General features: G+C 69.8%; 18 protein-coding genes and 1 tRNA gene. 10 read left to right on the top strand and 9 right to left on the bottom strand.

The window, feature by feature from the left end; all coding sequences use genetic code 11:
- Nucleotides 1-129: 129 nt before the first annotated feature.
- Nucleotides 130-1,563 carry a DUF2252 domain-containing protein gene (locus CXQ92_RS07810; protein ID WP_104166984.1) on the top strand — a complete coding sequence of 478 codons (1,434 nt, stop codon included), beginning with the start codon at nucleotides 130-132 and terminating at the stop codon, nucleotides 1,561-1,563.
- A gap of 107 nt (nucleotides 1,564-1,670) precedes the next feature.
- Here CXQ92_RS07810 and CXQ92_RS07805 read toward each other — a convergent pair.
- Nucleotides 1,671-1,758, bottom strand: a tRNA-Ser gene (locus CXQ92_RS07805).
- A 63-nt stretch (nucleotides 1,759-1,821) separates the two neighbouring features.
- On the opposite strand from CXQ92_RS07805, the gene CXQ92_RS07800 reads away from it, so the two are divergent.
- From CXQ92_RS07800 to CXQ92_RS07790, 3 genes are all read left to right on the top strand, one after another.
- The gene (locus tag CXQ92_RS07800; RefSeq protein ID WP_104168145.1) at nucleotides 1,822-2,796 is read left to right on the top strand and encodes an NAD(P)H-quinone oxidoreductase; all 975 of its coding nucleotides are present in this window, start codon (nucleotides 1,822-1,824) and stop codon (nucleotides 2,794-2,796) included.
- Between the two features lie 236 nt (nucleotides 2,797-3,032).
- Nucleotides 3,033-5,309 (top strand): carbon starvation CstA family protein, encoded by a 2,277-nt coding sequence (locus tag CXQ92_RS07795; RefSeq protein WP_104166982.1) that lies wholly within the window; start codon nucleotides 3,033-3,035, stop codon nucleotides 5,307-5,309.
- Nucleotides 5,309-5,518: a YbdD/YjiX family protein gene (locus CXQ92_RS07790; RefSeq protein WP_104166980.1), complete on the top strand. Its 210-nt coding sequence runs from the start codon at nucleotides 5,309-5,311 to the stop codon at nucleotides 5,516-5,518. Before CXQ92_RS07795 ends, CXQ92_RS07790 begins: the two co-directional genes overlap by 1 nt.
- 68 nt (nucleotides 5,519-5,586) lie before the next feature.
- On the opposite strand, the gene CXQ92_RS07785 is transcribed toward CXQ92_RS07790, so the two are convergent.
- Both CXQ92_RS07785 and CXQ92_RS07780 read right to left on the bottom strand, forming a co-directional pair.
- Nucleotides 5,587-6,360 carry a hypothetical protein gene (locus CXQ92_RS07785; protein ID WP_104166978.1) on the bottom strand — a complete coding sequence of 258 codons (774 nt, stop codon included), beginning with the start codon at nucleotides 6,358-6,360 and terminating at the stop codon, nucleotides 5,587-5,589.
- 32 nt (nucleotides 6,361-6,392) lie between these two features.
- Complete coding sequence (locus tag CXQ92_RS07780) at nucleotides 6,393-7,400, bottom strand: ABC transporter ATP-binding protein (protein ID WP_104166976.1); 1,008 nt, start codon at nucleotides 7,398-7,400, stop codon at nucleotides 6,393-6,395.
- Nucleotides 7,401-7,513: 113 nt separating this feature from the next.
- Here CXQ92_RS07780 and CXQ92_RS07775 point away from each other — a divergent pair, with 113 nt between their 5' ends.
- Genes CXQ92_RS07775 through CXQ92_RS07760 form a run of 4 tightly spaced genes read left to right on the top strand, consistent with a single transcriptional unit; the run spans nucleotide 7,514 to nucleotide 10,555 of the window.
- Nucleotides 7,514-8,872: a sensor histidine kinase gene (locus tag CXQ92_RS07775; RefSeq protein ID WP_181033591.1), complete on the top strand. Its 1,359-nt coding sequence runs from the start codon at nucleotides 7,514-7,516 to the stop codon at nucleotides 8,870-8,872.
- Nucleotides 8,869-9,471: a DNA-binding response regulator gene (locus CXQ92_RS07770; protein ID WP_104166972.1), complete on the top strand. Its 603-nt coding sequence runs from the start codon at nucleotides 8,869-8,871 to the stop codon at nucleotides 9,469-9,471. Before CXQ92_RS07775 ends, CXQ92_RS07770 begins: the two co-directional genes overlap by 4 nt.
- A gap of 36 nt (nucleotides 9,472-9,507) precedes the next feature.
- Entirely contained in the window at nucleotides 9,508-10,092 is a 585-nt protein-coding gene (locus tag CXQ92_RS07765; RefSeq protein WP_104166970.1) for a bacterial proteasome activator family protein, read from the top strand.
- Nucleotides 10,093-10,099: 7 nt separating this feature from the next.
- Nucleotides 10,100-10,555 (top strand): hypothetical protein, encoded by a 456-nt coding sequence (locus CXQ92_RS07760; protein WP_104166968.1) that lies wholly within the window; start codon nucleotides 10,100-10,102, stop codon nucleotides 10,553-10,555.
- Here CXQ92_RS07760 and CXQ92_RS07755 read toward each other — a convergent pair.
- Nucleotides 10,549-12,216, bottom strand: a complete 1,668-nt coding sequence (locus tag CXQ92_RS07755) for a hypothetical protein (RefSeq protein ID WP_104166966.1) — start codon at nucleotides 12,214-12,216, stop codon at nucleotides 10,549-10,551. The genes CXQ92_RS07760 and CXQ92_RS07755 overlap by 7 nt on opposite strands.
- Before the next feature lie 120 nt (nucleotides 12,217-12,336).
- Here CXQ92_RS07755 and CXQ92_RS07750 point away from each other — a divergent pair, with 120 nt between their 5' ends.
- Nucleotides 12,337-13,176: an aldo/keto reductase gene (locus CXQ92_RS07750; RefSeq protein ID WP_104166964.1), complete on the top strand. Its 840-nt coding sequence runs from the start codon at nucleotides 12,337-12,339 to the stop codon at nucleotides 13,174-13,176.
- Nucleotides 13,177-13,311: 135 nt separating this feature from the next.
- On the opposite strand, the gene CXQ92_RS07745 is transcribed toward CXQ92_RS07750, so the two are convergent.
- From CXQ92_RS07745 to CXQ92_RS07725, 5 genes are all read right to left on the bottom strand, one after another.
- Complete coding sequence (locus CXQ92_RS07745; protein ID WP_104166962.1) at nucleotides 13,312-13,683, bottom strand: flagellar assembly protein FliW; 372 nt, start codon at nucleotides 13,681-13,683, stop codon at nucleotides 13,312-13,314.
- Complete coding sequence (flgL, locus tag CXQ92_RS07740) at nucleotides 13,680-14,555, bottom strand: flagellar hook-associated protein FlgL (protein WP_104166960.1); 876 nt, start codon at nucleotides 14,553-14,555, stop codon at nucleotides 13,680-13,682. Before flgL ends, CXQ92_RS07745 begins: the two co-directional genes overlap by 4 nt.
- Nucleotides 14,556-14,567: 12 nt before the next feature.
- Entirely contained in the window at nucleotides 14,568-15,953 is a 1,386-nt protein-coding gene (gene flgK / locus CXQ92_RS07735) for a flagellar hook-associated protein FlgK (protein WP_104166958.1), read from the bottom strand.
- 7 nt (nucleotides 15,954-15,960) lie between these two features.
- On the bottom strand, nucleotides 15,961-16,458 hold the full coding sequence (locus CXQ92_RS07730; protein ID WP_104166956.1) for a flagellar protein FlgN: 498 nt from the start codon (nucleotides 16,456-16,458) through the stop codon (nucleotides 15,961-15,963).
- A gap of 116 nt (nucleotides 16,459-16,574) precedes the next feature.
- Nucleotides 16,575-18,833 carry a bifunctional diguanylate cyclase/phosphodiesterase gene (locus CXQ92_RS07725; RefSeq protein ID WP_104166954.1) on the bottom strand — a complete coding sequence of 753 codons (2,259 nt, stop codon included), beginning with the start codon at nucleotides 18,831-18,833 and terminating at the stop codon, nucleotides 16,575-16,577.
- Between the two features lie 269 nt (nucleotides 18,834-19,102).
- Between CXQ92_RS07725 and CXQ92_RS07720 the strand changes: the two genes are divergently transcribed.
- On the top strand, nucleotides 19,103-19,933 hold the full coding sequence (locus CXQ92_RS07720) for a flagellin (RefSeq protein WP_104166952.1): 831 nt from the start codon (nucleotides 19,103-19,105) through the stop codon (nucleotides 19,931-19,933).
- Nucleotides 19,934-19,972: the final 39 nt, after the last annotated feature.

Genomic DNA, 19,972 nt, shown 5'->3' with positions numbered 1-19,972 from the left:
GGCGGCGCACTCGTCACTCCGCCGGGTTCGCCGTGGAACACCAAGACATGGCGCGTTCGCGCGCTGAGCACGGACCGCCCCCCGGACCCCCGGTGCCGGTTCCCTGACGGAAGAGGGAGGCCACCGATCATGGCCGAGACCAAGGTCAAGCACAGGAGTGCCGAGGAACGTGCTGCGAGGGGCAAGGCATGCCGGGAGAAGTCGCCGGTTTCCGGCCACAAGGGATGGGTCCCCTCGTCCGACCGCCCGGATCCGGTCGCGCTGCTCGAGGAACAGAACCTCACCCGCGACCAGGATCTCCTGCCGGTGCGGCACGGGCGGATGATGGCCTCACCGTTCACGTTCTACCGGGGTGCGGCCAGGATCATGGCCGCCGACCTGAAGGACACTCCGCGGGCGGGCCTGGTCTCCCAGCTGTGCGGGGACGCCCACCTGTCCAACTTCGGCGTCTTCGCCTCGCCGGAGCGGAACCTGCTGTTCGACCTGAACGACTTCGACGAGACCCTTCCGGGACCGTTCGAGTACGACGTCAAGCGCATGGCCGCGAGTTTCACGATCGCTGCACGGAACAACGCGTTCACCGCGGAGGAGGTGCGCGACGTGACGCTCACGGCCGTGCGGGCCTACCGCGAAGCGATGGCGGGGTTCGCGCAGATGCGCACGCTGGACATCTGGTACGCCCGTTTCTCCGAGGAGCGGCTGATGGAAGCCATGGACCTGGCCGTGGGTACCCAGAAGGGCAAGGCCCTGAAGAAGGCCGAGAGCGGGGCGAAGGCAGCTCGACGGAACGTCGACAAGGCCCGCGCCCGGGACAGCCTGCACGCACTGTCCAAACTTGCCGAGCTCGTGGACGGGAAGTACCGGATCGTCAGTCAGCCACCGATCGTCATCCCGGTGCGGGAGCTGGGCGAGGTGTACGGCATGTCGCCCGATGAGGTGGGACCCGCCATCCGTAAGCAGTTGCGGTCCTACCGTGCCACCCTGCCCGCCGACCGGCGCCAGCTGCTGGAACGCTTCGAGGTCGTCGACGTCGCCCGGAAGGTCGTGGGGGTCGGCAGCGTCGGCACGCGGGCGTTCATCGCCCTGCTGCAGGGCCGCGACCAGCAGGATCCCCTGTTCCTGCAGGTCAAGGAGGCCACGAGGTCGGTGCTCGAGGACCACTTGCCGAAGAGCCGGTTCAAGCAGCCGGGCGAGCGCGTGGTGCAGGGGCAGCGGATGATGCAGGCCGCGAGCGACATCTTCCTGGGATGGACCAAGGGTGTACAGGACAACCGGTACCTGTACTGGCGCCAACTGCGCGACATGAAGGGCTCGGCCGTCGTCGAGGAGATGAGACCGCTCGCCCTGACCTTCTACGCCGACGCCTGCGGCTGGACCCTGGCCCGGGCGCACGCCCGCTCCGGCGACCCGATCGCGATCTCCGCCTACCTCGGGAAGAGCGACAAATTCGACCGCTCCATCACCGACTTCTCACAGCGCTACGCCGATCAGAACGAACGCGACTACGAGGCCTTCGCGAAGGCGGTCCGTTCGGGCCGCCTGGAGGCATCCGACGCCGTATAGGCATACCGTCCGGCCCGTGAGAAGGCCTGCGCAACGACAGAGGCCGATCGAGCCGATCCTTCGATCGGCCCGACCGGCCTCGTGTCAGCGCAGGTGCGGCGCTCTCGCGGAAGGTAAGGGATTCGAACCCTTGAGACGGGGTAACCGCCCACTGGTTTTCAAGACCAGCTCCTTCGGCCGCTCGGACAACCTTCCCGCCGTTAGTGTTTCATGCGGGGCAGGTGACGCCCAAATACCCGGGAGAGAGTGGAGGTCGGCGTGCGCGCAGTCGTGATCGAGGGGGCTGGTGGGCCGGAGGTGCTCTCGGTGCAGGAGGTCTCCGCACCGGTGCGGGCCGCCGGCGAGGTGCTCATCGACGTCCTCGCCGCGGGCCTCAACCGCGCCGATGTGCAGCAGCGGCGCGGCTTCTACCCTCCGCCCGCCGGGGCGTCCGCCGTCCCGGGGCTGGAGGTCTCGGGGCACGTGGCGGACCCGGGCGAGACCGGCTTCGCGGTCGGGGACGCCGTCGTCGCACTGCTGGCCGGCGGCGGATACGCCGACCAGGTCGCTGTGCCGGCGGGGCAGGCGATTTTGGCGCCGGCGGGCGTGGGCCTCGTGGAGGCCGCCGCGCTCCCCGAGACCGCCGCGACCGTCTGGTCCAATCTCGTGCTGCAGGCCGGACTCGAGGCCGGTGACCACGTCCTGATCCACGGGGCGTCCGGCGGGATCGGCCTGATGGCGATCCAGGTGGTCCTCGCCCTCGGTGCGGTCCCGCACGTCACGGCGGGATCGGCTGCCAAGCTCGACGTCGCCCGGTCCCTGGGCGTGGGATCCCTGATCAACTACCGGGACCAGGACTTCGTCGCGGAGGTCCGGGCGGCAACGGACGGTCGGGGCGTGGACGTCATCCTCGACGTCGTCGGCGCGGGATACCTGGCGCGCAACATCGATGCGCTCGCCACAGGCGGGCGGCTCGTGGTGATCGGGCTGCAGGGCGGTGCGAAGGCGGAACTCGACCTCGCGGCGCTGATGGGCAAGCGTGCGAGCGTGGCCGGCACCACGCTGCGGTCCCGTCCCGTCGCGGAGAAGGCCGCGATCATGCGCGCTGTGCAGGAGCACGTCTGGCCGCTCGTGGCGTCCGGAGCGGTGCGGCCCTTCGTGGACCGGAGCTTCCCGCTCGCGGAGGTCGCGGACGCGCACACCTACTTCGACTCCGGGGAGCACACCGGCAAGGTCCTGCTGACCATGACCTAGGATCGCTGGTTCCCACGGGCCGGGTTCGGCACCGGAGGTGGCTGGAAGCGCCGGGAAGTGGCGGGAAGCGCCGGGAAGTGGCGGGAAGCGCCGGGAAGTGGCGGGAAGCGCCGTCCACTCGCCGCAGGTCCGGGCGCGTTCGGCGCAACCCGCGGCTCGAAGGGCTTGCGCTGTGATGCACGCCTCACTAAGTTGCTACCTTCGTGTGCATCACACTCTCGCCTTCGAGGAGCAACATGAGTAAGAAGCAGAACGGGTCCCACCGGCACGCCGACGTGCTGGTGACGGACCCGAACCTGCCGCCGGTCGCCGTCGACCCGCAGCGGGCTGAAGCAGAAGACCGCCGGTGGACGCCGGCGAAGATCGCCCTGTGGGTGGGCATCGCCCTCCTCGGCGGTGTTTCCTGGACCATCCTCGCGATCGTCCGCGGAGAGACCGTCAACGCCATCTGGTTCGTCTTCGCGGCGGTCTGCACGTATCTGATCGCCTACCGGTTCTACTCGAAGTTCATCGAGCGGAATCTGCTGAAGCCGGACGACCGTCGTGCGACCCCCGCCGAGTACAAGGCCGACGGCAAGGACTACGCCGCCACCGACCGCCGCGTCCTCTACGGCCACCACTTCGCCGCCATCGCCGGAGCCGGCCCCCTCGTGGGCCCGGTGCTCGCCGCGCAGATGGGCTACCTTCCCGGGACCCTGTGGATCATCATCGGCGTGATCTTCGCGGGCGCGGTGCAGGACTACCTCGTGATGTTCTTCTCCATGCGCCGGGGCGGCCGCTCGCTCGGCCAGATGGCGCGCGAGGAACTCGGCATCATCGGCGGCACGGCGGCGCTCATCGCCACCCTCGCGATCATGATCATCATCGTCGCGATCCTCGCCCTCGTCGTCGTCAACGCCCTGGGCGAGAGCCCGTGGGGCGTCTTCTCCGTCTCGATGACCATCCCGATCGCCCTGTTCATGGGCGTCTACCTGCGCTACCTCCGGCCCGGCAAGGTCACCGAGGTGTCCGTGATCGGGTTCGTGCTGCTGCTGCTCGCCATCATCGGCGGTGGCTGGATCTCCGAGACGGCGTGGGGCGTCGAACTCTTCACGCTCGACCGCATCACCATCGCCTGGGGCATCATCATCTACGGCTTCATCGCCGCCGTCCTGCCGGTCTGGCTCCTGCTCGCCCCGCGCGACTACCTCTCCACCTTCATGAAGATCGGCACGATCATCATGCTCGCGGTCGCGATCGTCGTCACGCGTCCCGAGATCAGTGTCCCCGCGGTCACCGAGTACGCGAGCTCGGGGCAGGGCCCGGTCGTCGCGGGCACGCTGTTCCCGTTCCTCTTCGTCACCATCGCCTGCGGTGCGCTCTCCGGGTTCCACGCCCTGATCGCCTCCGGTACCACGCCGAAGATGATCGAGAAGGAGCGCCAGACGCGCTTCATCGGCTACGGCGGCATGCTCATGGAGTCCTTCGTGGCGATCATGGCCCTCGTCGCGGCGCTGTCGATCGACCGCGGCATCTACTTCGCCATGAACTCCTCGGCGGCAGCGACGGGCGGCACCATCGAGGGTGCGGTCGCGTTCGTCAACGGCCTCGGCCTGACCGGCGTCAGCCTGACTCCCGAGGCGCTCAGCACCATGGCCTCCAACGTCGGTGAGGAGTCGATCGTCTCCCGCACGGGTGGCGCCCCGACCCTGGCCGTCGGCATCGCCCAGATCATGCAGGGCGTCTTCGGCGGCGCGGGGATGATGGCGTTCTGGTACCACTTCGCGATCATGTTCGAGGCCCTGTTCATCCTCACGGCGGTCGACGCCGGTACCCGCGTGGCGCGGTTCATGCTGCAGGACAGCATCGGCAACTTCGTGCCCCGCTTCCGCGACACCTCCTGGCGCACCGGGGCGTGGATCTGCACCGCGATCATGGTGGCCGGCTGGGGGGCGATCCTCATCATGGGCGTCACGGACCCGCTGGGCGGCATCAACACGCTGTTCCCGCTGTTCGGCATCGCGAACCAGCTGCTGGCGGCGATCGCGCTCGCGGTCTGCATGGCGATCTGCGCGAAGCGCGGGTACTTCAAGTTCCTGTGGATCCCCGCCCTGCCGCTGGCGTTCGCCGCCGTGGTGACCATCACGGCGTCGTTCCTGAAGATCTTCTCGCCGGTCCCGGCCATCGGCTACTGGGCGCAGCACAGGGCGTTCCGCGACGCGCTCGCGGCGGGGGAGGAGAGCTTCGGCGCAGCGCAGACCGTCGCCGCCATGGAGGCGGTGGTCCGCAACACCTTCATCCAGGGCACACTGTCGATCGTCTTCGTGGTGCTGGCCATCATCGTGATCACCACCTCGATCATCGCCACCATCAAGGCCTACCGGCACGGTGGCGGGGCGGATGCCGAGGATGCTCCCGTGGCCTCGCGTGTCTTCGCGCCGGCCGGCCTGATCGCCACCCCCGCCGAGAAGGACCTGGAGGCCCAGTGGGCGGCCCTCGAACCCGGCAAGCGTCCGGCGAGGACGGGCCACTGATGACCGTGCCGCACAGCCTCACCCGGGTGCGCGACACCGCACGGGAGCTGGCCTGGCTGTTCAAGGGCATCATGGGGGAGAACGCCTACCAGGCGTACCTCGACCACCACGAGCGCACGCACGCCGGTGGCCGGCCCATGACCGAGCGGGAGTTCTGGCGGGACAAGACGGACCGCCAGGACGCCAACCCGGAGGGCCGCTGCTGCTAGTCGGCACCTCACGCACGAAGAAGCCCGACGCCGGAGGATCGGCGTCGGGCTTCGTCGTCCCCGGGAGGTCAGCGCTTTTCCCACCGGAAGCGCTTCGCGGCAGCCAGGTAGGGAAGCGCGATCCATGCCAGGAGGGCGGCGGCGGCACCGGCCACTGTCAGGTCCAGCTCGGTGGCGCCCCACCCCGCCATCAGCAGGTTCTGCAGCGCGCCGCCCGGGGTCAGCCGGGACACGGCCTCGAAACCGTCGTCGAAGGCGGTCCAGAAGAAGGTGCCGATGACGACCGCGAGGAAGGGGAGGGTGGTGATCTGGGCGGCCGCCGCGGAGGGCGTGTAGATGCTGGTCAGCATGCCGGCGGTCGCACAGAGGGCGAGGAACCCGAGGACGGCGCCGAGCACCACGAGCGGCCGTGCCGGGGCGTCCATCCCCGCCACCCCGAAGCCGACGGCGATGATCGCGAGCTGCCCGGCGACGAGGGCGACGATCGGTGCCAGCATGCCGAGCCAGATGACGGTGTCGGAGGACTCACCGCTGCGCAGCCGCTTCAGGAAGAGCTCCTCGCGCCGCGTCGCGATCGTCGTCGTCGCGGTCAGGTAGACGCCGAGCAGGGCGACGATCATGAGGGTCAATCCCGCCATGACGGCGGTGGCCGAGGGCCCGACCATCTGCTCCGCACCGAAGTAGAAGAAGTACACGGCCATGGCGATCGGCATGAGGACGGCGCCGAGGAGCACCGTCTTGTTGCGGAAGATGATGCGCAGCTCCATGAGTGCGATGGACGTGATGCGGCCGGCGGCGGAAGGACCGCGGGGCGTCGAGTGGGCCTCTGCGAGGGTGGTCATGGTTTTCTCCTGTCGGACTGTTGGATCGGGAGCTAGGCGGTGTCGCCGAGGCTGACCCGGCGGAAGACCGCGGCGAGGGAGGCCTCCGACGCGGACAGGCGGTCGAGGCGGACGCCGTCCCCCTCCGCCCACGACAGGACCCTCCAGAGGTCCTGCTGGAGATCCAGGGACGGCACGGTCACCCGGGTCATGGCAGGGGTAGGGGTGAAGTCGGGGGACAGCCCGACGCCGCCGAGCTGCAGGACGTCGACGGACGCATCCACCTCGAAGGAGATGACCGACGGCTCGCGCCGCAGCACCTCCGGAAGGGTGCCCTCCACGGCGATCCGACCGTCGTGCATGATGGCGAGCCGGTCCGCGTAGCTCTCGGCCTCCTCGAGGTAGTGGGTCGTGAGGACCACCGTGGTCCCGGCGTCGTTCAGGCCCCGGACGAGCTCCCACGTCCGTTCCCGGGATTCCGGGTCGAGGCCCGTGGTGGGTTCGTCGAGGAACAGGAGGTCCGGTTCGTTCGCCGTCGCGAGGAGGAGGTCGAGGCGCCGCCGCTGACCGCCCGAGAGCATCTTGACCCGGGTGGTCGCCTTCGCCGCGAGGTCGAGGACCTCCAGTCCGCTCGCGATCACCTCCGCCTGGCTCCCGGTCCGCGGATGGGCCGACGAAAGCCGGAGCCAGAGGCGGCAGGTCTCCTCGACCGTGAGGTCGTCGGCGAACCCGGCTTCCTGCAGCATGATGCCGAGGCGGGGGCGGATCGAGGCCCTGTCGCTGTAGGGGTCGCCACCCAGGACCGACACGCTGCCGGAGGAGGCACGGCGGTGCCCCTCGAGTGCCTCCATGGTGGTGGTCTTGCCTGCGCCGTTGGTGCCGAGAAGCGCGAAGAACTCCCCGTTCCTGATGGACAGGTCGATGCCGCGCACGGCCTCGAATGAGCCGTAGGCGCAGCGCAGGCCCTCGGCCGAGACCGCGATGGTGTCGGCGGGTGCCTCGGACGCGGCCCGCCGGCCCTGCCTGGACGGGGATGCCTGGGTGCTGGGTGATGTGGTCATGGGTCAATCCTCGCCAGCCGCGCCGGCACGTGTCAGTGCCCGTCCGTCATGACCTCACCTGATGGTCTCCACACCGGGACCATGACAAATGTCATGGTCCTACCATGGTGACCATGGCGCTTTTCACTGCTCGACGCAGCACCCGGAACGGGGAGACGACGGAGCAGCCGGAGCCCGGGCGCGGAGTCAGGGCGACCTGGCGCTACACGGTCGGGACGATCGCAGCCTACGGACTCTTCGTGACGGCGGTCTCGACCCTGGTGATGCTCGGTGGCGGCGAGTACGGCATGCAGTTGCCCGACCTCGTGATCCTCGTGCTCGCGCTGACTTCCGCTGCATCGCTGGTCCGCTACTGCTGGTTCTTCAGGAGAGGCCTGGGCGGCGGACTGCCTGCGCGCCACTACACCCTGTGGCTGCTGCTGCCGGGCGGTGCCCTCTGGTTCATCGGCCTCGGACAGCCGCACACCCTGTGGGTGGGGGCCGTCCCGCTCTGGCTGGCCTGCAACGCACTGGCCGTCGTCGTCGGGCGGCGCCCCCGGTGGTGGATCCTCGGTGTCGGGCTGGTTGTGCTCCTCGTGCACGGGCCGCTCGGACTCCTGCTCGGCCACACGGTCGGCGGTCCATCCTGGGAGGGCGGCGCCGTGGCCTCCCTCGCTGTCTGGGCCCTGATGACTCCCATGCTCTTCGTGGCGAGTATCTGGTGGTGGGACATCGTGCTGCGCCTCGACGACAGCCGCCGCACCTCCGGGGAGCTCGCAGTGGCCAAGGAGCGGCTGCGCTTCGCAGCGGACCTGCACGACATCCAGGGTCACCACCTCCAGGTCATCGCGCTCAAGACGGAGCTCGCCGGCCGACTGCTCGACGCCGATCCCGAAGCGGCACGTGTCCAGATCACGGAGGCCCAGCAGCTGGCCCGGACCGCGCTGGAGGACACCCGGGCCCTCGTTCACGGGTATCGGACGGTGTCCCTTTCCGCCGAGGCCGCGAATGCCGCCGAGGTCCTCCGCGCCGCGGGCATCGAATGCTCGGTGGACGTCGACGCCGATGCGCTGCCCGCGGAGGAGAGGACCCTGTTCGGCCTCGTGATCCGCGAGGCCACGACCAACATCCTCCGTCACAGCGAGGCGATCGCGGTCACGCTGTGCCTCGCCCGGACCGGGACCGGATCCGTCCTGACCGTGATCAACGACGGCGTCGGCGCCGACGCCCGCCCCGGCGGATCAGGCATCGACGGGCTCCGACGGCGGTTCGAAGCCGTCGGCGGAGGGATCGAGGTCCGGCAGGAGGACGGGCTCTTCGTGCTCACGGCCACCACACCCGGGCTCCCGGGCACCGCCCTCGGGGCGTCGGGTGCAAGCCGCGCCACCCCTGGCCCGGTCTCCGTGCCGGCTGCACCGACGGAGACGGCCGTGGTCTCCTCAGCTGCCTCCGCCCTCACCGGGACCACCGGTGCCCGAGGGGACCGGACGTGATCCGGGTGGTCCTCGCCGACGACGAGCATCTCATCCGTGGTGCGCTCGAGGCACTGCTGGGGCTGGAACCGGACCTCGAGGTGGTGGCGAGCGCGGACAACGGGACGGACGCGACGCGCCTCGCGAAGGAGCACACCCCCGACGTGTGCGTCCTGGACCTCGAGATGCCGCCGACCGACGGCATCTACGCCGCGGAGGAGATCCTCCGGACGGTGGCGACGCGGGTTGTGATCGTCACCCGGCATGCCCGGCCCGGCGTGCTGCGCCGTGCCCTGGCGAGCAGGGTGTCCGGGTTCGTCCCGAAGTCGACCCCCGCCGACAAGCTGGCGGACGTCATCCGGGATGTCGCCGCGGGCCGCCGCTACGTGGATCCGGACATCGCGGCCAGCGCCCTCACCGGCGAATCGTGTCCGCTCACCGCCCGCGAACTCGACGTCCTGCGGCACAGCCGGCAGGGGGCAAGCCTGCAGACGATCGCCCGCGAGCTCCACCTGGCGCCGGGCACGGTACGGAACTACGTGTCCTCCGCGATGACCAAGCTGGACGCGCCGTCGCGCTACGAGGCCGCGACACTCGCCTGGGAGCAGGGCTGGATCTGACGTATCGGCCCCGGACGGTTGTGGGAGCATAGCGGGATGACTGAACAGCAGCCTGCCAGTCCGTCCGACCCGGCGCCCGCGGCACCCGCCGAGGGCGAGAGCCTCCCCGTGCCCGCCGAGGGGCGCACGGCGTCGCTCACGGACCTCGTCGACGAACCTGCCAAGGTCATGCGGATCGGTACCATGCTCAGGCAGCTGCTGGAGGAGGTCCGCAGCGCGCCGCTCGACGACGCCGGCCGCACCCGGCTCGCCTCCATCCACGAGCGCTCGGTGCGGGAGCTCGAGGACGGTCTCGCCCCGGAGCTGGTCGAGGAGCTGCATCGTATCAACCTGCCCTTCGACGAGGGGGTAGTTCCCACCGACGCAGAGCTACGCGTGGCACAGGCGCAACTCGTGGGTTGGCTCGAGGGCCTCTTCCACGGCATCCAGACGGCGCTCGCGGCGCAGCAGATGGCCAACCAGCAGCTGGCGGCCCGCCTCCAGCTCCGCCAGCTTCCCCCCGGCACCGTGATAGCCCCCGGTGTGGTCATCGGCGAGGACGGCGAACCGAAACGCACCCTGCCCGGCCGGCAGGCCGCCTCGAACCAGGCCGAGGGCCACGGCCCCGGCCAGTACCTGTAACAGCCAGGTGGCATTCTTCGCAGCGGCGCGGCAGGGTCGCAGGGACGACGCCGAGCTCGGCACCGGGGTGTGGCGCCGCGCGCACGACCGCTTCCGCCGGGGCCTCGACCGCTATCACCAGATCCTCGAAGGCATCGAGGACGACGACGTCTACAACGAGCTCGTGGCGGTCGCCGACGAGCTCGGCGCGATGCTGCCGCGTGTGCGGGCCATCTGCGTGAGCGCCCAGGCCTCGTCCCCGAGTACGGGCCTCGACATCCCCGGCGCCCTCCTGCAGGTGCACCGGGCGCTGTCCCGGGCCGGGAACACCCTCGCGACCACCGCGGAGGCCGCTGCGATGACGAGGCTCGACGGCGAACGGTGGGGGGTCGCGTCCTCGGGCCTCGACAACGTACGCCGCCGCGCCCAGCTCGTGGCGGAGGACGTCGAGGAGGCCGAGCGGGCGATGCCCGGCGGTCAGTAGGACAGCAGCGTGGTCCCGGGTTCCACGGCGATGTCCCAGACCTCGAGCTCCTGTCCGCCGCACTCGCCCTGTTCGCCGGTCGGCACGCCGCCGATGAACGGGGCCTGCCGCTGCTCGTCCACGTACGGGTAGCCGCGGTCGTTCAGGACCGTCAGCACCTGCCGACCGCGCCGGGGGTCCCCGTTCGGATAGGACAGGACCTCGATGCGCTCGTAGGCGGAGAAGCCCTCGGGCCAGCGGAGGAGGACCGACCGCCCGGTGTACTCGAAGACCACGCACGCCCGGCCGTCCCCCGCGGGCAGGACGCGGAACGTGCCGAGCCGGTCCGCGGGCAGGTTCTGGACGTCGCGGCCCTCGGCCGGGCGGGTGCCCACGACGGACTCGGCAGGCAGCGACCCCGGTGCCCTCCCGTTCGTGTCCAGCGTGAGCTCCTCCGCGGGTAGGGCACGGATGGCGTCGCGGAGCTCGTCCGGCAGCGGCGCCGGGTCTCCGCCGATCGTCGCCGCCTCCGGGGACCGGCGGTCGATCAGCGTCAGGACGGACCCCTCCCCCTCGATCGGCGAGAGGACGCCGTCGCCGTCACGCACCAGGAACACGAGTCGGTCCGGTGGGAAGAGTTCCCGGCCGTAGGGGCGCTCGAGAGTGCTCCGCCCGGTGACGTCGACGGTCAGGGTGGTTCCGTCGGCGTCCCCCTTCACGATCTGCACCACGGAGGAGGCCTGCAGCATCCGCAGTTCGCCGTCGACCGTCGTGGGTTCGACAGCTGCGACGGACACGACGGCCACGACGTCGGCGAGGGCGAACAGCCGTTCGACGTCGCCCGCGGGGCCGGGGGCGGCGCGCGGAATGAGGGCCGTGGCCAGACCCGCGACGACGACGAGCAGGAGGAGGGTCCCGAGGACCGCCTGGACCCGCCCGCGGGGCATCCCGGCGCGGGCGAGGAGTCGGGGGTGGTCCTCCCGCACAGCCGGGGCATGCTCCGCCGCAGCGGCGGCGGGTGCTGCCGGGGTGACCCGGGTGTTTGGGGTGCCTGGGGTGGCGGCGGCACGCCGCTCGCTGGTCGGAGGGGAGGCACGCCGCTCATCGGTCGAGGGCGCGACTCCGATGCCGGGAAGGCCGCGGCGGCTGCGGGCGAGGTCCTCGGAGGTGATCACGGCGGCGGGGTCGGCGGCGGCCAGTGCGGCGGAGAGCGCAGCGCCGGACGGCAGCTCACCGGCCGTCCCACGCCCGCGCAGGGCCGGATGGGCGCAGGCGGCCTCGACGGCAGGGAGGCGTCCCGGCTCGCCCCCGGCCACCCGCGCGGCGTCCTCGGCCGTGAGACCGTCCCAATGGTGCAGGAGGAGGAGCTCGCGGTCGGCGGGGGAGAGGTCGGAGAGGGCCGCCTGCAGGGAGGCATCGCCGCCGGCGCGCGGTGGCAGCGTCGAGGGAAGGTAACGCTCCAGGACGGCCCTGGTCGCCCGCAGGACGGCGTCGCGGTCCGAGCCGGCCTCGGGTGCGGAGAATCCGTCGTCGCCCGGATCGGGAGGTCCGGTGACGGGTCCGGCGTCCAGCGACTCGATGGCCTCGCGGGCGGCGGAGGACGCGAGCCGTGCCGAGAGCGATCGGCGGAAGGCATACCGGTAGGCGGCGTCATGCAGGGCTGCCTGGTCGTCGTCGAGCACGTCCCACCCCCGTCCCGCGGGCCGACCGGCGCGGCCGCCAGGGCCGGTCCGAAAGCACGCTGGCTGATAGTTGTCGGTGGGAACAGAAATAAACGGGCTGCATCGTTGGTTCCCGCCTATATGACTACATCACCGAATCTTACGTTCAACGACGGCCACACGATCCCGCAGCTCGGCTACGGTGTGTGGCAGGTCGAGGACAACGTTGCCGAGGACGTCGTCGGCAAGGCCTTCAAGGTCGGCTACCGCCACATCGACACCGCCAAGATCTACGGGAACGAAGCCGGCGTGGGCCGTGCCATCGCGTCGTCCGGCCTGAGCCACGACGAAATGTTCATCACCACCAAGCTGTGGAACGCCGACCAAGGCTACGAGAGCACCCTCAAGGCGTTCGAGGAGTCGATGGAGCGTCTCGGCCTCGAGACCCTCGACCTCTACCTCATCCACTGGCTGCAGCCCAAGCAGGGCAAGTACCTGGACACCTGGAAGGCCCTCATCGAGCTGCAGAAGCAGGGACGCGTGAAGAGCATCGGTGTCTCGAACTTCACCATCGAGGCCCTCAACGAGATCATCGACGCCACCGGCGTCGTCCCGGCCATCAACCAGGTGGAGACGCACCCCTTCCTGAACCAGGCCGAGCTCCGCGCGTTCGAGGCCGAGAAGGGCATCCTCCACCAGTCGTGGTCGCCCCTCGGTTCCGGCAAGGGACTGCTCGACGACGCCGTGCTGCAGGACATTGCGCAGAAGCGCAACGCCACCCCTGCGCAGGTCGTGCTCGCCTGGCACCTCGCGCTCGGCAACGTGGTCATCCCGAAGTCCGTCACGGAGTCGCGCATCATCGAGAACTGGGAGTCCCTCGATGTGAAGCTCGAGGACGAGGACATCGAGGCCATCAACGGGCTCGACAAGGGCGCGGCCGGCCGCATCGGCGCCGATCCCGCGACGGCCGACTTCGCGTAGCCTCCACGCACCGTCCGCTCGTTGAGCAGCTGTGGTGGGTGCGCGACAGCGTGACCAGCCACACCTGCACGACGACGTGAGATGACAAGAGCCGCCCGGCATCGCCGGGCGGCTCTTTCCGTCTCCGACCCGTGGTCAGGCGGCCTGGGCCAGGGACGCCCGGAGCGGGTAGTCAGTTCCCTCGAGGATCAGTTGAGCGCAGCGTCCCGTGGTCGGATCCAGGACGATCGGCGCGGCCAGGTTGACGGTGGTACCGCTGGGACCGGGATTGGCGACGACGAACAGGTGGGCCTCCGGGACGTCCGCTCCGAGGACGTCGCGCTGCGCGTCCGAGAAGCGGGGGCTGTACTGCGGGACGTACGTGGCGGCGTCGAGGAGGAACAGGCGCACGCCGGTGTCCTGCGCCGCGGTGAGCGTGAACAGCCCGTCCGCGCCCTGCACCTGCTCGAGGTGGAAGTCCGTGAGCGGCGCGAGCCCCGGGGGAGGGGTGACGAACGCGGCCCTCATCGCAGGAAGTCCATCAGGGAGGGCTGCAGCACGCGGGCCGAGACGGCGAGCGCGCTCTGGTAGGCGGTCTCCTGGAGCTTGAGGTCCAGGATGACGGAGGCGAGGTCGACGTCTTCCACGGTGGCGCGTTCTCCTTCGAGGGTCAGCGAGGCATCGGCGACGGCGTCCTTGGCTTCGAGCAGGCGCGCGTGGCGGGTGCCGATCTCGCTGTGCTCGGTGGTGAGGGCCTGGATGCGCTGCTGGAGCGGCGCGAGGTGCACCGAGACGTCCTTGCCGGCGTCCAGGTCCGCGGCGATCGCGTCCAGCAGGGCGAAGACCGAGCCGGTGCCGCTGCCGAAGACGGCCGTGCCGTCCGCATCGACGCGGATGTTCTGGTCGGGGCCGACCCTGCGCTCCACCGTCCCGCCGGGCTCGAACGTGAGATCCGCACGGAGGGCATCGTCGGCGTCGGAGTTCCCGGCGAACAGGAACCGGCCGGCGTAGGTCGCGTTGGCCTGGGCAGCGAGTTCACTGCGCAGGGACTTGACGTCGAGTGCGAGGGCTTCCCGGGCGGCCGGGGGGAGGGCGGAGTTCGAGCCCTGCAGCGTGAGGTCGTTGACGCGGTCGAGCGCACGCTTCGACGTCGTCATCGCGTTGTCGAGCTGCGAGAGCCAGCCCTCGCCGTTGGAGATGTTCCGGGCGTACTGCTCGTTCGCGCGGATCTCGGCGCGGACGCGCAGCGCCTCCCCTGCGGCGGCCGGATCGTCGGACGGGCGGCTGATCGCCTTCTGGCTGGACGCCTTCTCCTGCAGCTCGGCGAGCCGCGCGAGGTTGTGCTGCAGTGAGCGCTGGGCTCCCTGCATCATGGTGTGGTTGGTGACGCGCGTGATCATGGTGGCCTTTCCCTAGCGTCCGACGATTCCCATGCGGTTGATGAGGACATCGAGCATCTCGTCGACGGCCGTCATCACGCGCGCGGCGCCCTGGTAGGCGTGCTGGTACTGCAGCAGGTTGACCTGTTCCTCGTCCATGCTGACCGAGGTGGCGCTCAGCTGCTGCTGCAGGGCGCTGGTGGCGGAGACCTCCGCGAGGGAGTAGGCCTGCCGCTCGGTGCGCGCTACGGCACCGAGATCGACGACGAACGCCGACCATGCGGCGTCGGGCGATCCGCTGCCCGTGCCGAGCGCCGAGATGCTGTCGGCCACGGAGCCGTCGAGGCCGCCCGCTCCCGGTGCGCCGGCGGCGAGGTCCTCGCGGCGGGTCGGCAGCACGTCGAGGGAGGCGGCGGCGCGGTCCGGCTGGTACGCGAAGAACGGACCCTTGCCTGCGTCGCTGTGGAGTGTGTTCACCTGGTCGGCGAGCGTCGTCGCGAATGCGTTGTACCCGGCCGCTGCCTGGGCGAGGGGACCGCCGTCGCCGGCAGGGGCGAGGAGGGAGAGCGTCGCGGCGAGCTCTCCGCTCTCGACGCCGGCCGGAGTCCCCGGGCGATGCGACCACTCGACCTGCACGGTCCCGGCGCCGCCGAGCCCAGCCGGTCCGGTGACCTGCAGCGTGAGGGCCGTGGTGCCGGAGACGAGGGGGTTGCCGGCCACGAGGACGTCGGTCGTGCCGTCCGCGTTGTCGCGGACCGTGGCACCGGTCAGCCCTGCGAGAGTCGCCGTCAGCGTGGTGCGGCGGTCCATGAGTTCGTTGGCGGAGGTACCGGCGTTGACGGCGGAGCGGATCTGCCGGTTGAGGTCGGCGACCAGCGCGGCGGCGTCGTTGACCTCGGTGGCGAGGGAGGTGGCCGAGGATCGTGAGGTTGCCCACTGGGTCTCGACCTCGCGGTAGCCCGCGGCGATGCGGGAGGTGAGCTGCCCTGCGGCTGCGAGCAGCGTCGACGCCGGGGCGCCCTTCTCGGGTGCGTTGGAGACCTCCTGCCAGCCGGCCCAGAAGTCCTGGAGGGACGCCGAGACGCCGTGGGCGCCGGGCTCCCGTAGCCCGTCCTCGAGTGTGGCGAAGGCCTGCGCGCGGACAGCGGTGTAGCCGGCGGCGCCGGCCGTGATCCGGACGCGTGCCTCGAGGTGGGCGTCTCCGAGTCGGGCGATGCCCGTGGTGAGGACGCCTTCGCCGGGACGGATGCCGGTGGTGAAGAGCGAGGGCCGGGCCGGGGCGGCGGAAGCGGTCTCGAGCCGCTGCCGCGTGTACCCCTGCGTGGTCGCATTGGCGATGTTCTGCCCGGTGACGTCGAGGCCTGCGCGCGCTGCGGCCAGTCCGGAGTACGCCGTGGTGAGTCCGCTGAATGTGCTCATCGTCGCGCTACATGTCCTTGTCGAGGAGGGTGGGTTGTGCGTGGCCCTGGCGGTGACCGCGGGCCGCAGCGCCGTCCGCGGCGTATGTGCCTGTGCCGGTGCCGATCCCCGCGAGGGTCTCCTGGGCGGATCGGCTGGCCGCTTTCAGGAAGAGCTGGTTGCTGTCGCGCAGCGCGCCGATCTGCGCCACGAGGACCGTCATCGCCTGGAGGTGCGCGGTCAGCAGTTCACCCCAGGGTTCGTCGGGGGCTGCTGCGGCCAGCTCACGGAGGGTGGCGGTGCCATCGATGCCCCAGTCCTTCGCGACACCGGAGGCGTGCACGGCACGGGCGAGGCCTGTGTCGCGGAGCCGCTCGAGCACCTGTTCCACCTCACGGGTGGCGTGGTGGAGCCAGCGGGTCCTGCCGGAGGTGAGGAGGAGCTGTTCCTCCTCGAGTTTGAAGACGAGGAGCTCGAGCAGTTCACGCTCCTGCCAGAGCAGTGCCGACAGATTCTGGGCGCTCACGGTTCTACCTCCTCCCCGGTGCCACGAACGGTGGAACCGGGAGAACTATCGGCGGTGCCTGCAGCGATGTAAGGGCTTGTCGTCAGGCGCGTCGCCGACAACCTACCAGCAGGCGCTCATCCGAGAACGCTCGTGGCCGTTGCGGGCCGGGCGTGCCTGGTGAGCCAGGGGACCACCTTCGCGGCCGGCAGCGGCTTGGCGAAGTGGAAGCCCTGGGCCAGATCGCACCCCAGCGCACGCAGTTCCACGAGTGTCTCCCCGTTGTCGACTCCTTCGGCGACCACCCGCAGGTCGAGGCTGTGTGCGAGGTCGATGATGGAACCCACGAGCCCGCCGGCGCGTGGGTCGGTGCGCATCGCGGTGATGAAGGAGCGGTCCAGCTTCAGCTCGTCGGCGGGAAGGTCGCGCAGGTACGCCAGGGAGCTGTAACCGGTCCCGAAGTCGTCGATCGAGATCTGGATACCGGCGCTGCGAAGGCGTGCGAGGATCTTCGCGGAATGGGCGGGGTCGGCCATCAGCATGTCCTCGGTGATCTCGAGCATGAGGCACTCCGGCGGCGTGTTGTGCTGCTCGAGGAGGGTGAGGATCTGCCGGGGCAGATACTGCTGGATGCACGACCCGGACAGGTTCACGGCAACGCTGATCGCCAGCCCGTCGGCATGCCATCGCGAGACCTGGTCCACTGCGGCCTCGAGCACGAGCTCGGAGAGCTGGGGCATGAGGCCGGCTTCCTCCGCCAGGGGGAGGAACGACGTCGGCGGCAGCTGGCCGAGAACAGGGTGGTTCCACCGGACCAGGGCCTCGACGCTGGTCACGGCGTGGTCGGAGAGGTGCACCTTGGGCTGGTAGTGCAGTTCGAACTGCCGCTCGACCAGAGCCGTGCGGAGCTCCTGCAGGGTCCTGAGCTTCCGGGCGCCGCCGTCGTCGTCCATCGAACTGTAGAGATGGTGTCCGCTGCGGGTGGCCTTCGCCCGGAACATGGCGATGTCCGCCTTCCGCATCAGGAGGCTGATGTCCGAGCCGTTCTCGGGCGTGAGGGCGATACCGATGCTGACGCTGATCTTCAGGGAGGCCGTCCCGACCCGGATGGGTTCCGCGAGTTCTGCTTCCAGTCGTCGCGCCACGATCAGGGCTTCCTTCTGGGACAGGCCGTCGAGGAACACCGCGAACTCGTCGCCGCCGAGGCGTGCGAGGAGATCGTCATGCCTCAGCGCCCCGGCGAAGCGCTCGCTGACCTGGACGAGGAGGGCGTCCCCGACGTTGTGCCCCAGGGCGTCGTTGACGTCCTTGAAGCGGTCGAGGTCCAGGAAGAACAGGGCGCCGGGTCGATGCTTGCCCAGGCGTCCGTGAAGGTCCGTGACGAATCCCCGGCGGTTCGGCAGTCCCGTGAGGTCGTCCGTGGTCGCGAGGGTGACCAGCAGCCGGTTCCTGAAGAGGAGGGGTGCCGCGGCGAGGAGAAGGGTGAGGGCGGCGAGGACCTGGGCGAGGGGCGAGATGGGCATCTGGCACCCGATGATCAGGACGGCGAGGGCCGAGGTCGTGGACACCATCAGCGTGGTGAAGGCGGGCAGTCCACGGTCGTGGTGGCGGAAAGCCGTCCCGGCCCGGGCGACGCCGTCGATCCACAGGGAGATCGCGACGATACCCAGGATCCACCCGCTGTCGACGATCGAGCCGACGGCGTACTCCTGCGCGCCCAGCGCGAAGCCGATGTCCGCAGCGGCGAAGAGGATCAGGCCGGCGACGAGCACCAGCCAGCGCGGCCCGAGATCGAGCCCGCGGGAGGCCAGCAGGCCGCCGACGGCTGTGATCAGCAGGAGATCGAGCAGCGGGTAGATGACGACGACGACCATCCCGAACGTCGTGCCGCCGCCGGCGCCGGACCGCAGGACCGGCGCGAGGATCAGGGCCATGAGGGATGCGGCGGCCAGTGCTCCCACCAGGCTGTCCAGCAGCAGGGGCCACGCCGCGCCCTTCAGCTTCCGCACGGTCACGACGAGGGCGCCGAGCATCAGGGGGTAGAAGGCGAGGTAGGCCACGTCCGCGGCCGAGACGACGTCGTGGGCCTGCTGCCCGTTAAGTGTCGACAGGTAGTAGACATCGCCTGCGGTGTAGGCGGTCACGGCCGCGGCTCCGAGCACTACCTGCCATCGCGACAGGCGGGTCCTCAGGACCGCGGCAATGCACACGGCGACGGCGGAGAGCTCGGCGATGACGCCGAGCCACACGCCGAGGACGTCGAACCGCACCAGGTCGCCGAGCAGCAGGGCGACGACATACAGCGCCGAGATGGTGACCAGCACGATCACCGGGATCCGGGAGATCTGCGGCCGCGTCACACTGCCGCCATCGGATACACGGGCATCAGCATGCATCCGGTACTTCCTTCCGTTCAGGATCAGGATCAGGCACCTGACCGAACAGCGAGCTTACGGCCGCCCCGCGGGCCCGATCCCCGATCCGGCCTGTTCCGGCCCAACCCACGGCGAAAACTGGGGCTTCCTTGAGTTTGACCACGCCGCGACACGTGCACGAAAAAAAAGTTCGACGGATTCCTAACACTCCGTGGGACCGCTTCCGATAGCTACGGTTGCAGGCCCATGGATGGGCCTGCGATAGCAACCCTTTCACGGAGGAATACATCATGGGTTTCCAGATCAACACCAACACCGCGGCCAACACCGCATACCGCAACCTCTCCAGCACCCAGGGCGATATGTCCAAGTCGCTCGAGAAGCTGTCCAGCGGTCTCCGCATCAACCGTGCAGCCGACGACGCCGCCGGCCTGGCGATCTCCGAGGGCCTGCGCTCGCAGATCGGTGGCCTGGGAGTTGCAGCCCGCAACGCCCAGGACGGCATCAGCGTGGTCCAGACCGCTGAAGGTGCGCTGACCGAGGTCCACAGCATCCTGCAGCGTGTTCGCGATCTGGCGGTGCAGTCGGGTAACGACTCGAACAACGCAAATGCACGCGACGCGATCAAGGCCGAGGTCACCGCGCTGTCCGAAGAGCTGACGCGAATCGGCAACTCGACGAACTTCAACGGCACCAAGCTTCTCGACGGTAGCGCTGACCTCACCTTTCAGGTGGGTGCAGGAAGCACCGCGGCGAACGATCAGATCGGTGTCAATCTCACGGGTGCAAATATCTCGACTCTGGGTACCACTGTTGGCGGCCTGAACTTCGATTCTGCGGAGAACGCCCTGACGACGATTGCCGCACTGGACACTCAGATCACGGCTGTTTCCAAGTCGCGCTCCGAGCTCGGTGCCGTGCAGAACCGCTTCGAGTCCGCGATCAACAGCATCAACGTCTCGCAGGAGAACCTCTCGGCGGCCAAGTCCCGCATCACGGACACCGACATGGCGAAGGAGATGGCGGACTTCACCCGTTCGAACATCCTCTCGCAGGCCGGTACCGCGATGCTCGCGCAGGCCAACCAGATGAACCAGGGTGTCCTTCAGCTCCTCCGCTAGACGGTGAGTTCGTAGGCAAGAGTGCACGGTGGCGGGACC

Origin of the sequence: Arthrobacter sp. SX1312 (assembly GCF_002929295.1) — a bacterium.
Classification (GTDB): Bacteria; Actinomycetota; Actinomycetes; order Actinomycetales; family Micrococcaceae; genus Arthrobacter_D.
Note: the sequence above shows the minus strand (reverse complement) of the source record. Positions and strands in the feature narration are given on the sequence as shown.

What these genes read in the sequence shown, in the direction of transcription:
- CXQ92_RS07810 (WP_104166984.1), top strand. Translation starts at nt 130, where the DNA reads ATGGCCGAGACCAAGGTCAAGCACAGGAGTGCCGAGGAACGTGCTGCG.
- CXQ92_RS07795 (WP_104166982.1), top strand. Translation starts at nt 3,033, where the DNA reads ATGAGTAAGAAGCAGAACGGGTCCCACCGGCACGCCGACGTGCTGGTG.
- CXQ92_RS07790 (WP_104166980.1), top strand. Translation starts at nt 5,309, where the DNA reads ATGACCGTGCCGCACAGCCTCACCCGGGTGCGCGACACCGCACGGGAG.
- CXQ92_RS07785 (WP_104166978.1), bottom strand. Translation starts at nt 6,360, where the DNA reads ATGACCACCCTCGCAGAGGCCCACTCGACGCCCCGCGGTCCTTCCGCC.
- CXQ92_RS07780 (WP_104166976.1), bottom strand. Translation starts at nt 7,400, where the DNA reads ATGACCACATCACCCAGCACCCAGGCATCCCCGTCCAGGCAGGGCCGG.
- CXQ92_RS07775 (WP_181033591.1), top strand. Translation starts at nt 7,514, where the DNA reads ATGGCGCTTTTCACTGCTCGACGCAGCACCCGGAACGGGGAGACGACG.
- CXQ92_RS07765 (WP_104166970.1), top strand. Translation starts at nt 9,508, where the DNA reads ATGACTGAACAGCAGCCTGCCAGTCCGTCCGACCCGGCGCCCGCGGCA.
- CXQ92_RS07750 (WP_104166964.1), top strand. Translation starts at nt 12,337, where the DNA reads ATGACTACATCACCGAATCTTACGTTCAACGACGGCCACACGATCCCG.
- CXQ92_RS07745 (WP_104166962.1), bottom strand. Translation starts at nt 13,683, where the DNA reads ATGAGGGCCGCGTTCGTCACCCCTCCCCCGGGGCTCGCGCCGCTCACG.
- flgL (WP_104166960.1), bottom strand. Translation starts at nt 14,555, where the DNA reads ATGATCACGCGCGTCACCAACCACACCATGATGCAGGGAGCCCAGCGC.
- flgK (WP_104166958.1), bottom strand. Translation starts at nt 15,953, where the DNA reads ATGAGCACATTCAGCGGACTCACCACGGCGTACTCCGGACTGGCCGCA.
- CXQ92_RS07725 (WP_104166954.1), bottom strand. Translation starts at nt 18,833, where the DNA reads ATGCATGCTGATGCCCGTGTATCCGATGGCGGCAGTGTGACGCGGCCG.
- CXQ92_RS07720 (WP_104166952.1), top strand. Translation starts at nt 19,103, where the DNA reads ATGGGTTTCCAGATCAACACCAACACCGCGGCCAACACCGCATACCGC.